8 protein-coding genes are annotated in these 14,777 nt (G+C 39.0%); all 8 read left to right on the forward strand.

The window, feature by feature from the left end; all coding sequences use genetic code 11:
- The first annotated feature begins 39 nt into the window (after positions 1 to 39).
- The 8 genes from dpdA (at position 40) to dpdF (ending at position 14,770) form a co-directional block, all read left to right on the forward strand.
- The gene (gene dpdA / locus AC6B99_RS25450; RefSeq protein ID WP_496664513.1) at positions 40 to 2,052 is read left to right on the forward strand and encodes a tRNA-guanine transglycosylase DpdA; all 2,013 of its coding nucleotides are present in this window, start codon (positions 40 to 42) and stop codon (positions 2,050 to 2,052) included.
- Between the two features lie 63 nt (positions 2,053 to 2,115).
- Positions 2,116 to 2,916, forward strand: coding sequence for a hypothetical protein (locus tag AC6B99_RS25455; protein ID WP_496664514.1), 801 nt, complete (start codon positions 2,116 to 2,118; stop codon positions 2,914 to 2,916).
- 132 nt (positions 2,917 to 3,048) lie between these two features.
- A complete protein-coding gene (locus AC6B99_RS25460; protein WP_496664515.1) occupies positions 3,049 to 3,942 on the forward strand; it encodes a queuine tRNA-ribosyltransferase in 894 nt (297 codons plus the stop codon).
- A gap of 1 nt (position 3,943) precedes the next feature.
- Complete coding sequence (locus tag AC6B99_RS25465; protein ID WP_496664516.1) at positions 3,944 to 4,675, forward strand: hypothetical protein; 732 nt, start codon at positions 3,944 to 3,946, stop codon at positions 4,673 to 4,675.
- On the forward strand, positions 4,642 to 7,815 hold the full coding sequence (locus AC6B99_RS25470) for a hypothetical protein (RefSeq protein WP_496664517.1): 3,174 nt from the start codon (positions 4,642 to 4,644) through the stop codon (positions 7,813 to 7,815). Before AC6B99_RS25465 ends, AC6B99_RS25470 begins: the two co-directional genes overlap by 34 nt.
- A 240-nt stretch (positions 7,816 to 8,055) precedes the next feature.
- Entirely contained in the window at positions 8,056 to 8,487 is a 432-nt protein-coding gene (locus AC6B99_RS25475) for a hypothetical protein (protein WP_496664518.1), read from the forward strand.
- 387 nt (positions 8,488 to 8,874) lie between these two features.
- Positions 8,875 to 12,174 (forward strand): SNF2-related protein, encoded by a 3,300-nt coding sequence (locus AC6B99_RS25480; protein WP_496664519.1) that lies wholly within the window; start codon positions 8,875 to 8,877, stop codon positions 12,172 to 12,174.
- The gene (gene dpdF, locus AC6B99_RS25485) at positions 12,167 to 14,770 is read left to right on the forward strand and encodes a protein DpdF (RefSeq protein WP_496664520.1); all 2,604 of its coding nucleotides are present in this window, start codon (positions 12,167 to 12,169) and stop codon (positions 14,768 to 14,770) included. Before AC6B99_RS25480 ends, dpdF begins: the two co-directional genes overlap by 8 nt.
- Positions 14,771 to 14,777: the final 7 nt, after the last annotated feature.

Genomic DNA, 14,777 nt, shown 5'->3' on the forward strand with positions numbered 1-14,777 from the left:
TTTAGAAATATTAGTATCTCTTAAAGGTGGAAGAATGGCATGGATAAACGCATCCTTATAGTAACATCATGTACAGGAGAAAAATATGGAGAAACGGAGAATCAACTTTTACTAGATGATTTTAAAAATGAAGAAGTGCGAATTAAACGGGAAAGGGAACTTAAGAAGTATAAAGCTTGGGAATTATACAAGGGTAGTCAACATTTGGCATTGAAGAAAGGTATTGAATTGTATCGAGATGCCGGTGCAAAAATAGATGTTAATATTCTCTCCGCAGGATATGGTTTGCTTCCTGAGGAAGAAGAAATCGTCCCATATGAAGTTACTTTCAACAATATGGATTCTACTTTTATTCGACGTTGGGCAAAACAACAAGGAGTTACCGAAGATCTCAAAGCGCGAATTCAAAATTACGATTTGATTTTCTTCTTACTTGGTGATAAATATCTACAGGCTATTGAGTGGCCTATTCAAACTCGTGAAGATCAAAAACTGATATTCTTTGCCGGAGAATCAAGTAAACAAAGGATCTTACTTGATGATCGAAATTATTTGCTTAGTATAGGTGAAAAAGAAGCTAAGAAGTTTAGGTTCGGTCTCATTGGCATCAAGGGATACTTATTTGCTCAATTACTAACAGCAGCTAAAAAGAATCCATCTGAAGTGTGGACTGCAATTGACCAGAATCCAGCTGTAATCCGAGAATATATTTTGGGTACTATTAATAGTGAAAAACAATTGGAACTCTTTATTGAAGATAATAGCAATGACCTGTTAAAGTTTCATTCTGAATTATATCCAGTACCAAAGGTAAGTAAGAATTTTAGAAAAGACTTTCATTTCTTTATGCCCGAAAATGATGATCGCGTAGATCCAAATTACGATTTCTTTAATGACTTTTCGGAAAAGACAAGAAATCCTCTAGTCAATGATGTTTATGCTCATCAATTATTTGATCAACCGCAATATGATGGGATCCTGATCTCTAAAGTAAACATTGATGGTGCAACAAAACAAAAACGGCAGTTAATCGAAGAAATGGGGATACGTAAATTTCTTAAATTGCCTGAAGATTATCCGATTATGGGTGACTGTGGTGCTTTTACTTATATTGATCAGGACGAACCTCCCTATAAAACAGAGGAAGTTATTCAATATTATGAAGGGCATAAATTTAATTTTGGTGTATCTATTGATCATCTTATTGTTGGGCCATTTCAAAGAGATGAGAAAATTCGGGACTATAGATATGAAATAACGCTTGAAAACGCAAAGGATTTTATTCAAATACACAGGGATATGAATTGCGAATTTTTACCTGTTGGTGTTGTTCAAGGATGGGATCCTGTCTCATTCAGAAAGGCGGTAGAGAAAGTAATCTCCTTGGGTTACACGAGAGTAGCCCTTGGCGGACTAGCGAGAGAAAAATCTGACGTGATCTATGGAATCCTTAAAGAAATTTCTCCGATTATTCCAAATGAAGATTTTCGATTACATCTTTTTGGGGTAGCTCGGGATATGCGAACCATGCGATCGTTTCATAAACTGGGGATGACGTCATTCGACTCCGCTTCTCCATTAAGAAGAGCATGGTTGGGTACAGGACACAATTATCATACCGTAGAAGGAAAGCACTATACAGCGATAAGAATCCCTGAAGCAAGTGAAACAGCCGGTCGAGTGAAAAAGATGGTAATGGAAGGGAAAGGGGAATTTTTACAGTATAAAGAGTTAGAACAAAAGGCACTATCTGCACTTCGCAAATTTGATAACAAAGTGATTCAAATCGATGAAGCATTAAAAGCTATTCTTGAGTACGATGAGTTATTAGGGGAAAATAGAGAAGCACACGAAGATCTTTATTATGAGTTGCTCATGGAAAGACCCTGGGAAGATTGTACTTGCCCAATATGCAGTTCGATTGGGATTGATGTTGTGATATTTAGAGGAAACAACCGTAACCGGCGTAGAGGCTTTCACAACACCCATGCTTACTACTGTCAAGTGAAAGATATGCGTCAAAAGATAATGGAGAACATCGGGAATAAATAACACCAATGGTAAAGCCCCTGGAATATCAATCTGGGGGCTTCTCCAGCGATAGGTGGCTGAAAAATGAGCATTCTATATGTAAGTCATTTTCACGAGTTGAAACAAGGAGATTCCAGAATATTTCTTGGAATAACTACATTAGGTGATATAGAAGAATCTAAGTTAGATTCTCTTCATCCTGATTCAAATCATCTCAATTTCAGTGAGGTAATATGTAGCGAAGTGCAACAAATTTCTTTAGAGCAAATTAATTTAGTCGACCCTGTATTAAGATATGCTCTTCCAGCGGGCAAAAAGGAATATGATCTCCCCATTCTTATTATTATTAAAAATGATTTTTTACCTTTTATAATAGAAAGTGCGCTCCTCAAAGTTGAAGAGTTTAATGTGCTCATTGAGAAAGGCACGAGACTTAGCAAGAATTCAACAAAAGTTATGACGTTAATCTCTTTACGAGAAATGCTTATTTATGTTTTTGATAATCAAATAGGCGGCATGGAAGACAGTAAGCAAATGGTAACAGTATTAATAAACTATATTAAAATGTTGCAAGCAAGCTTTGAGTGCCTAGGGTATTTACCAGTACAAATAAGAATTAAGTATCGTGAAAGTTATGTCGGTGATCTTAGCTTTGCGTGGGAGATGTACTTGCGCTTTTTCTTTGAACAGTGGATTGATAAAAGAATCCCTGAAATACCTGATATTGCAAAAGAGAAGCAATATGAAGAATGGTTTGGAGAGTTTTTTGATAGAAACAATCCTATGTGGTTCAAGATCATCGGTGAGAAAAAGAAAATTAGACTCAATAAGGCGGATAAAGAATTGATTTATCAAATATGGAAAGAATGGATAAGGGAGCCCTAGGCTCCCTTATCTTTTTATCATGAGACTAGCTGACTTTAAAAATTTATGTTATGATCTGTAAATCACGTAATATCACGTAATTAAATATATGAATGTTGTGCGTGTGACAGTGAATACTTGGAGGGATTGAAATTGGATTTCTACATCAGTTGGTCTCATAGTGACGCTTATTTCATCGATTATTTTCCCGATTGTTTTATGCTTGTCAGTGCAGTTCCTGACAATCGAGGGACTCTTAAGAGATTTCAAAAGAGACCTAGCAAATTATTAGTTGATTGTGGTTCCGTTTATTATGTAAGACAGAAAGAACGTCCTTCATTGAAGGAGGTGTTTGATATTCAAACCTCCATTTATGATGGGTGCCCAGAATCTACAGAAATAACGCTAGTTCATTTTGATGAACCTATGCTACATAAAGAAACATTAAGCCAGAAGTACTATTCAATGGAGCGAACATTATTTAATGCGCAGGAATTTATTGCGCTTACAAATAGCTGTAAGGATGATAGATTCAGTTGTATGGGAGTCATCCAGGGGTACGATGAAGCGAGTATTATTTACTCCATCCATGAATTGCAAAAAATGGGGTATAAAAAGTTTGGTATTGGATCGCTACTATCAAAAGGTTTTACAGAACAAATAGCAATAATTAAACTCGCGTCTAGCATAGTAGGTGCCTCAAACTTACACGTTTTTGGAGTGACAGGATTATTGCAAATCAAAACGATGATTGATCTAGGGATTGCTTCATGTGACTCATCTAGACCAACGATGGCGGCAGCATATTATCAAGTTTTTTATAGTAATCCTTTTCGAACTTATTATTTAGCAGAGTCTCGTGCGAAGCCTAATTCCATGAATCGATTAGAAAACCCATTACCTTGTCTATGTCCAATTTGTAAAAATAATGCGAGTGAGATCTTAATCCCGTCACCTAGAGAATATATGAGATTGCGTTCCATCCATAATTACTTTCATTTGAAAGAAACAATTAATGAAATGAAGAGAAATAAAGGAGTGGTATAAATTGTTATTTCAAATGTGCTACGGACCAGAAATTCAAACGATTTTTGAGTCCATCTTACATCAACCTGGAAAAACGGTTGGGGAATTAAAAAATGAATTTCAGTATAAACAAGATGGAGATATTAGATCACTGATAGAGGGAGTCATTACCTTCCTAGAGGAGGTAAGATACGTTAACAGGACGGAGGATGGCATTATCCCCTTAGAAAAAGAATGGGACCGACTTCGTTTGTTCAGAAATTTAAGAGAAATGTCGAGAAGTGAGCCTGACGATTCGTTAAACCATGTATTTACAACATTATTTGATCAACTATTTGTTAAACCAGACCGAATGTTTTTAATAAATATGCATCACCCTATTAATAGTAAGTTTGAGAAGACACTAGTCGGACATGAGAAAATAAACGCCTGGAAACGAATGATGGAATGCTTTGGTCTAGGAAGAAGAGTGTATACTGGATTTTATGCGCTCCCACATATTTCCTTGTTAAAGGAACTTGTTCAGCATATCGGTTCTTGGGAAGGGCCACTGCATCAATACTGTGAAATCCATGTTGAACCCATTTTACCCTGTCTAACAGCAGAAGGAAACGTATATTCAGGTTTTATTTATGGACTTGCTTATATGAACAGCATTGGTTACATCGAGCTCTCTCAAAAACAAGATCTGCCATTTAAGTCGTATGGTCCGAATCATGAATGGAACTGGATACACATGAAAGGAGTGATGTAGCAGTGTTACCTTGTATAAGTACTGACTCCCTTAAGTTGTTAGCTGGAACAGCCGACCAACGCTATCAGTTTTCTCCTGATTATTTTAGAAGTACTCATTTCCCTCAAGTTATGCATAGGTATTTTCAGAATCAGTTAATCGGTGAGGTTACTGAAAGTGAATTATTTCAAGAATTAACGGAAACGGATGCGAATGGGAATCGAGTGTATTTTATCTTTGGCTCAACAGGTTCTGGTAAATCAGAGTTACTATGTTGGCTAAAAGATCAATGGAAAACACAAGGAATTCAAAGACCAGTTGTTAGGATATCACGGAGTGAACTAAACCCGCAGGTTCTGATTAAGAAATGTTATAACTCACTTGGGATACGTTCAGATGTTGAAATTGATGAGAATAGATGGGATATCTTATTGAGTAAGCCAATCACAATTATTAATCAAATGGTTTGGTCTACACTTGCTGAGTTGTTCCACTCCGATGAAGATATTGTTCCCTGTGCCTTGTTGCTACGTCCCATAATTGAAAAAAATGTAATAGAATTCACAAGACAAATCGAGCGTGGAAATATAAAATCACCACTAGAGTTAATTAGTGAGCAGCAATTTGAGGAACTTCTTTCAAAAACAACCTTAGAGTTATCGATGGATTATGTAAGAGTCAAGCAATCGCTTATTAAAAAGCTAGACCATTTTTTATTTGAAGGCCAAGAAATTAGTTCCCTATTCAAAAAACTTTCCTTGATTATTAAAGAAAGAAATATACGTCCATTGTTACTCATTGATGATTTGGTTCAATCTGTAAATATCTATGCATCCGATGTACTTGACCAATTAATTACACTAGAAGAAGGCAGTTGGGATGTTGTTGTAGGTTTGACTCCGGGAGCTCTTTTAGATTCTTCTAAAGGGATGGAATTGACACAAAGGATCCAAACGTTAGACACGATTGATGATAGGGTAAGGAAACTCTGGCTATCTGATGAATCAGGAAAAGCATTTTATAATTTAGATGAGGAGCAAGTCGTACCCTATATGTCGAAATACTTAAATGAACTAAAAGGATCCGAGGGTTACACCTGTTCGGTGAGTTGCCCCCATTATCGTAATTGTTTGAGTTTTATACCGGCCAGCGGCCCAAATCAAATAGTTGAGCAGCAGGTTGTCTTGCTTCCGTTTAATGAACCAATGATTAGAAGAATGTTTCGTGCGATTCCAATTGGTAAAGGGAAGCTACGATATATGATATTAAATACGAAGGAAATATTACGAGCTTTTTATAAGAAAAAAGGAACTAGACTACATACCATACAACCACTCATTTCACGCGAAAAATTCGCAGAACATTCTGACTTAATGGTGAAGTCTATTGCTGAATGGTATGTGAGTGAGCAAGAAGATACGATTACGTTACCAGGATATTTGCTCGAGAAATTCGAAGCAGGAGAAGAATCCATTACGGTCAAACTCCACAATATTCATCAGTATGATCAACGGAGTCAACCGATGGTGATGCAGGTTGATCATACACAGCAAACGGCAAACATTGTTCGAGATTGGGTAGAAGGGGAAGATGTTAATGTAGAACTTCTGGAGTCTGTTCGATTAGGGATTGCCAGCATCGTACATGAGGCTGTAAAGGCAACAAATATTCTACGACCGTTTACTTCAAAACCGTCATCAATCGTGCAAAGAAAAGAAGTCGAGAACAGGACACGTTACCCGATCTCTTTTGAACCTTCCGGGGATGGCATTTACGTAAAACGTTCATATCCGGTTCTTGAAGTCGTTAATGTACAGCAAGAAAAACCTTCAGAGAGAGCCAGGACCTTTACTAAAATAGCTGATCAAATAGAGACGGCTATGTGGATTTATCAAACAGAAAGCGTAGGTATGACTTGGAAGGAAGAATTAAGTTTAGAATTAGGTTTCCCCCTGGCACATCTTGCGCTACTTCTAAAAAAATGGGTCGGAAAGTGGACGAAACTGTCACAATATTCTTGGAGTCAAAGTCTGAAATCACCATTTAACAACCAGATTATAGAGATAAGCGAGCAGTTTTTTCAAGACTGGTATCTCTTGAGAGACAATATGATCAATCCTAGTGAAGAAATTGTTCAATCTACAATTGATTTTGAAAAATGGATCTTGGATTTTACACCTCGTAAAAAACTTGAAAAGTATAGCATAGGTGTGATCTCGATCAATTCATTCTTTACTGTACTAAAAAATGATTTCATGGAGTACAAAAAGAAGTTAGAGTCTGAAAGTATGAAAATAAAACTAGGATATCAAAAATATATGACTTACTTAGAAGCCGTGGAGCATACTGATGACACATATGTATTGATGGGAATAAAGAAGATGGAAGAACATTCTTCCATTGAACAATACATTAGTCTAGGTGAATTGGAGAGAGTGATTCAGGAAAGCGGATTAAAAACAAGATACGCCGAAACATTAGCCCTTCGAGAAGATATTAATCAGTTGGTTGAAAAAATACAGTATCTTGATAAACAACTCCAAAAAATATGTTTTGAATTAGTCGGCACGACAGATGACCCCAAATTTACGCTAGCCATTGGTTGGAGCGATTTACAGGACCAATACAAGCATTGGGAATTACTTAACGAGGGTTTCGAGCAAATGTATCAATCTTTCTTGAAGACACCAATCCTTGTGGTAAAACACATTATCAAGACGGACAATACCAATGCAGAGGTGGAACAGGTAAAAGGGTTATGGGAATACCTATTTACGACGTATCAGTCCATGCGTAAGGGCCAAATCATCGATGATGCACTGTTGTCGCATCTGAAGGCTTGGGAGACTATTGATTTTTATGAAGTGAAAAAAGAAATTGATGAAATGGAGAGGCGATTAGAAGAAGTAGATGTCATAATCGGAAAGCTTAAGCTCGATTTAAGAACGGAGTCCTTAACGGCAGTAGAAATAATGGAACGAGTAAATAAACAAACGGACATTAGACCAGCTGTCCGGAAGCAAGTGTATAAACTGTTTAACCAAGGTTCAAGCATATTGCCACAAAAACAGTGGAGGAAATTAGTCGATGACTTTAGTATCCAATTCCCAAATTTGTTTGAATCGGTAGAAATACAGATGGTTGTTAAAAAAGTGGACTAACGAAGTATTAACTTTGTTCAACACGAGAATTTAGACAGAAAAAAACTTGGGGGATGATTTCAATTGTTGAAATCATCTCTTTTTATGTTTCTAAAAACGTACAAGATGATCATTGTGTCCTATATTTCAAGAACAGGCACCTCTTCCATATAGCAAAATAGTCATTCATAGTATAAAATTTACTATTGTTATACATGACTTATTTTTATATTAGGTGCGCCTGTTTATCGGGTTTCGCGTATGAAAAAATGGTATCGATTAGGGGAATGGGTTAACGGTTATTATGAAACCATGGAGGAACTCAAAGCAGCCTTAAGTAATGGTGTAGAACAAGAAGATACCGTGTGTAAGCTTAATAGACAAGTAATCACCATATTTACCTTACTTGAAAAACCAGCCAAATGTGCTTCAGATTACCTTAAAGCAAGAAACCCATCCTTAAAGATACGTCTTTGCTTGGACGACCGATTGACAGATCGCGCAAAAGAATACGCACGTAACTCAGATATTTCGGTCGTGGTGACGACGCATATTTCCCATGCCTTGACCTATGGAACAGGAGATTACTTAACTTCAAGCCCGGTCTACCCACGTAGTTCTGGTGAATCAGCGATTATTGATGCTATCGAACAGTATGCAGAGAAATTGGCGGAAGAGAGCTTAATATCTTAGGCTTATTTAAGAAGATAAAAAGAGAATGGTATATGAGGAACAATATGAGGAACAAAAGCATTGACACATTCTGAAAGTTATGATAGATTTGGAAATGTTAGGTTGGGGTGGCGCATAAAACCTCAATGAACTAATGTTGGATAATTTAATAGTAATAGAGCCCGGGTGTGATCAACGGCTTTTAACGCGGAGTTATGGTGATGTTAGTTAACCATAACTCCGTTTTTATTTTGGTAAAATTATTTCTGAAGTCCCTTGCTTTACAGCCTTAAACTAGTGAAAAGGCCCTTTGGTCTGGTGTAATATTAGTTCCAAAGTAGCGAGATACGTTATAAACTTAGACAGGTACACAGCAGCTAGAATTGGTATATAAAGGTGGAGATGCTCATGGAGATCGGCATGTATGTACGGTGCCCTGTAGAATTTGAATACCCCGAAATGCCAAGACGGTTCGCAATAGGGCGAGTCGTTCGCGTTAATGCCATGCCAGATGAGGTCATGGTAGATTTCTTCTTTCCAATTGATTCGAGTTTGATGCATGAAGCATATCGGATTCCAAGGGTAGAAATCTTTTCAATTAATCGAATTAAAAGAAGCCAAATATTGCAGCAATCTCCGTTTCATCTTGTAATTTCACGTAAGAAGGGGACCATTTTATCGTTCTCCCATTCTGATTGGAAGGGTTACCACTATTACTTTGTCCAAATTGAAGGCGATAGTGAGATTAGCTGTATGTCTGAAGCGGAGTTAGTCGTTCCCATAACGCGTGGAGATATGGACGTATTGACTAGTTTCGAGAATTATGAATTCCATAATCCACAATGGTATCTTCATCGTCAAGTTGTGGCGGATTCCCTACATACGTTACGAAATGCGACGTTTGGATTTGAAACTTTGATCGGCTCCCGTGTGTTTTTGATGGAACATCAAATCGATACTATCGTGCGTGCCATATCGGAAGATCCATGTCGTTTTATGTTGGCTGACGAAGTTGGTCTTGGTAAAACCATTGAAGCGGCTGTTATTATGAAAGGATTACAGAAGCGGCTTGGTCAAATAAGTATTGTTCTTATTGTACCTGAATCCCTACTGTATCAATGGCGTAATGAATTAAGTTATAAATTCTGGACGGACTTTGAGGTGTATGACGGGAAGACCGAACAGTTGCATGAGAATCTGCTGCTCTTTCCACTCGAGAAGGTGAATTCCAGGGATGGTAAGCAATTGCTTCAAAGAAAGTGGGATCTATGTATTGTTGACGAAACCCACCGGTTGCTCACCATGGACAAAGAGTACGAGAGCATTTATAAGTTCAGTCGTACGGTACCCCATTTGTTATTAATAAGTGCGACACCTATTCAATCGAGGCAAGTTGAGTTTTTACGTCTTGTCCGTCTACTTGATCCTCAGAAGTATAGCAAAATGACCGAAAACCAGTTCGGACAATTGCTTGAAAAACAAGCGTTTTTACGTAGAAAGGTTCATCGCATGATGCAAGACCTTCCAGTCTATTATGAGGATGAACTGGCAGAAGATTTCGAAGAGGATCTCGACGATGTCGCCAAGGCATTGGAAGATTCAAATTTCCAAAAACTCGTGGATTCCATCGACATTCGAAGTGAAGACGAAGGATTGTCTCAAGTAAAACTTGCTCTTGCGTATTTAGGAGAGCATTATCAAATTGAACGCAAAATACTTCGCCATCGTCGGAAAGAAATAGAATTTCACTTGGGTGATCGGACACTTCGTGAAGATACATATGTAATGAAAGGCTCAGATGAACAGTATCACGAGAGTGATACGTACGATGCACTCATTGATTATTTGGAGTTTATCAAAGAGTCAGGTCCAAGTTTGAATGTTGGTGACTATCAGCGATGGTTACTCTCTGCCATGTTTAGCTCCCCCTGGGCACTTGAAGCGGCTATTGCCGCTCGAAAAAATGCCATTACAGATAAGGTTTATGGCAAGGGTAAGGGTAAGGGGATGGTAGAACAATTTCCGCTTCAAAACGGTGAAGAGGAATATCTGGATAGCCTTAAAGCAAACACGACTCGCTGGCGCCAGGCATCTGAGTCTGAACTTAAAAAGGTGAATGAATGCTATGATGATCCGGAATTGATTCAAGGTCGTCTCATGAAGGTGATGGATCATATTCTTCAGGAAACGGTAGACGAGAAAGTAGTAATTTTTGCTACATGGACCGAAACTCTACTACCACTTGAGAAAGCCTTAGCAGATCACTTCAATAAAAACGCCGTTCGGGGCTTCTACTCAGGGATGACAGATAAGGAACTACAGGCTGCAGTAGATGATTTTCAGAACGATCCAAACTGCAGGTTTATGTTGTGCAATCCTCTTGGAGGCGAAGGACGTAATTTCCAGATGGCAGACCGCATCATACATATTGATATGCCTTGGAACCCTTCTGAGCTCGAGCAGCGAATTGGTCGTCTAGATCGTATTGGTCGCACGGGGAATGTATTATCTATCGTGATGTACTCGGAAGGAACCATTGAAGAACAGCTATTCCAGATATGGCGTGATGGACTTCATATCTTTAACGAATCACTCAGTGGAATTGAAATTGCGATCCATGATATTCAAAGTGAAATGACATCGGCACTTGCTCGGGACTTGCGTTATGGTCTTCAAGACGTAATGCCTTCGATGAATGATATGTTAGGCAAAATGCGTGAGCGTGTACAGGAAGAACGATATTTTGATATGGCGCGGCAATTAGATCGTCACGTCCAAGAGCAGCTCTTAAATCTCATTACTAAATTTGATGCAGGCGGTGGTGTCAAGCTTGCAGATACGATGATGAAATGGGCAAACATGACAGGGCTACATGGGAATACGATTGAACGTGGTCAAGTGGTCTTGTTCGATAAAAGTAAGGCTGTTGCCAAATCTATGGTTCGTACCTTATTGCTACAACCGGATAATTCTGAACTACTGGATAAGGCAGGCAGAGTCGGCCAGATTCGCGGTACATTTATGCGTGAAGTGGCTGTATCTCGTGAAAAGCTTTCGTTTTTCGCCCCGGGCAATAGTATGTTTGATGCCATCGTCAATAATGCGCAAGAGACAGACTGGGGTCGATCAACCGCTCTGGAATTACCTCATGCCGATTTTGGTTGGGAAGGGATTGTTTACACCTGGTCCGTTTCGCTAAACCCTAATCATCTACTTGCTCTAAAGGAACCGTTGGAACATCTCGTGCATGCGCAAGGGTATACACCACTCGAGCACTTTATAACGGCCGAGGGACTTGTTCCCGGAGAAGAAGATGAACGAACTTCAGAGGTACTTAGCATGCTGTCTGGTACCATTAAAAAGCCGACTCATTTGGGCAAGCGTGATGGCAACAAGGTTAAGGAGTTCATTGAACAATATCCACCGGATATTTGGTCAGACCTTGTCAGTCGAACGAGTGAACAAAGCAAGCAAAAATTCGAACAGTACGTTGCACAGCGCGTTGATGTTTCTCGTGCTCAGGATGAATTCGGACGTAGACTCAATGCGATGCGAGCAGCAAACTTGTATTTTGGACAAGAGAAACACACGGATGCGTCAATTAGACGATTATCAAACATTTATCAAGCTCTACTGGAAGGGCTACGTCATCCGGTAATGCGATTGGAATCTATAGCTTATGTGAGGTTGGTGAAACGGAATGAATAGGTGTTATGAAATCGCTGAAGAAGCGCTTCAAGGTTGTTTAACACCAGAAACCGCGCTTAAGCAACTACAGAAAATTAGAAATGAAAAGACAGTATCGGCGGAACTTCGTTCCGCCACCTCCTGTGTGATTAGACTGCTTCAATCCATGGTAGGCATTGTATCCAATCAGGCAACGGTGATGGATTTCGCGAGTCATCTTCGTCAACTGATCTTAACGTTCCATCGAAAGATCGTGATGGGTGAAGAATGGATTAAACGCATTCAACCGGTTTCAGAGAAGTTCGGATTAGTGATGTACAGTGATGGGGAGACGGACGTAAATACACAAAGCAATGGGGGTTATCCAACTTGGATGAGATCACCTGAAGCCGTAAATGATGCTTATCAGTTAAAAGTACGGAAGCAACGGGACCAGGTTTTAGGTGACGGTGTTCTTCATAGTATGACAGGATTTACTCACTACCAATCCCCCTCGCAAAAGCAGTTAGTCCAATCGGCCATGCAGATGCTTCCGGGCGAAACACTAACAATCTGTTTACCGACAGGTGGTGGAAAGAGTCTAGTCAGTCTTCTTCCTACGTTTTTTGACACGGAGGGTGGAACGCTTAAAGGAGGCGTTCGTGAAACATCAGGAATCACCGTTGTTGTTGTACCTACAGTTGGGCTTGCTATTGATCAAAAAAATGCTGCCAGTAAATATTTCACTGCTAGGGAAGAGAAATATAGGCCCCAGGCTTATCGATCGAAAATGCCGCAAACTGAGAAGGATTTAATCTTTGAAGGGGTAAAAGAAGGAACAATTCCTCTCTTATTTACTTCTCCAGAGTCACTTGTGTTAGGTCCACTCGGTCAGATACTATTAACATCAGCATTTATGGGCCAAGTTAACCGGTTTGTTATTGATGAGGCTCATATTGTAGTGGACTGGGGAAACAGTTTTCGGACAGGATTCCAACTGCTATCAGCCTATCATAAACAGTTATTAGAGAGAAGTAGTGGGAAAGTAAAGACCATTTTAATGTCTGCCACACTGACACCTTGGACCTCAAAGGTATTGAAAGATCTTTTTGCCGTAAAAGGTAAATATACGGAAATTCGATGTGATAGCCTTCGATATGAGCCTGCCTATATGGTGGATAAAGCTATAAATGAAGAAGATCGATTTGCGAAAATAACAAGGGGAATAGGCTTCTTGCCTAGACCACTGATCTTATATGTCAATACCATTGAGCAAGCTACAAAATGGATCGAGCGTTTAAAGGAAGAAGGTTATTCGCGGGTTAATCAATTTACCGGCGATACCAAAGATAATGATCGTAGAGAGCTTCTTCGTCAATGGAATGAAAATAGCATTGATATTATGGTCGCTACAAGTGCCTTTGGCATGGGTGTAGATAAAGCAGATATTCGCACTATTGTTCATTGCGGTATTCCCGAGAGTTTAAATCGTTATTATCAAGAGGTAGGGCGTAGTGGACGTGATGGCTTTGCATCCGTTAGCTTAGTATGCTACATCAAAAATGATCTCGAAATCGTTCGAGGTCAAGTTTCTAAGCAATTTCTTACAGCGGAACTTCTCGTAGATCGGTGGATGGCTCTTTTTGAAAATGCAGAATTTGGAGAACGAGCAGATGAGATGTGGCTTAATATGGCCACTCAGCGAGAAAAACTCAAAGATACCGTTTCCGGTGTGAGAAATGAAAATTGGAACGTCGCCACGGTCTTACTTTTGGTGCGTAATGGATTACTCGAATTAGTTGATTTTGAACGTGCTGAAGTAGATACATCAAATGTTGTTCGCTTAAAAGTTCGTGTCTTAGTATATAACAGTTTGAACGATGCAAAAGCTCTATTAAATGAGATCACCCCAGAGCGTGAGAAAGAAAAAGATCGAGTTACAGAGGAACTTGAAGTTATAAAAGAATATTTGTTTCATCCAACGGATCGTTGTCTTTCCGACTATTTAGTTGAAACCTACCCGTATAGTGAGACGGTCTGTGGGGGATGTTCCTTTTGTGTGAATAATGGTCAATATTCGCGTTATAATGCGTCAAAGATAAAGTTCACGTTTCGTTCTGACTTTAAAAAAGAAACAGCTACTATTGGAGATACTTTATTTCCTTATTTAATTGGTTTTCGTCACCTCCTAATGACAACGTCGTTGCAGTATGTAAAAGGTGATGATTATCCAGTCATTATACAAGCCCTAATCAATACGAATGTGCGAACCATCGTATTACCACCACTTAATTCCAACGTTATTCGTACGATTATGGAGCAATCACCGAATGAGAGTGAGAAGAGGCATTATCTATTTCTCCAACAAGAGGAGTTACAATATCCATATGCAAAAGAGATAGATGGACCTGTAGCCATTATTTATCCTTCTGACCCAGCCAAAGCAAACCTTTTTTATAACTGGATGAAGAAGCTGTACCATCAATCCGAAGAGACAGTTTTTATTCATATAGTGGACCCTGATATGAACATTCTCGACGAAGGGAAGTCCATTCGTGATGTGCTTGATCATTTATCCTTGCCACTGGATGAGTTTCTTGCTAAGCATCAGCGTAAGGCAGATATCGCACTATATTAACTGTAAA

It is taken from the genome of Paenibacillus liaoningensis, from assembly GCF_059609455.1.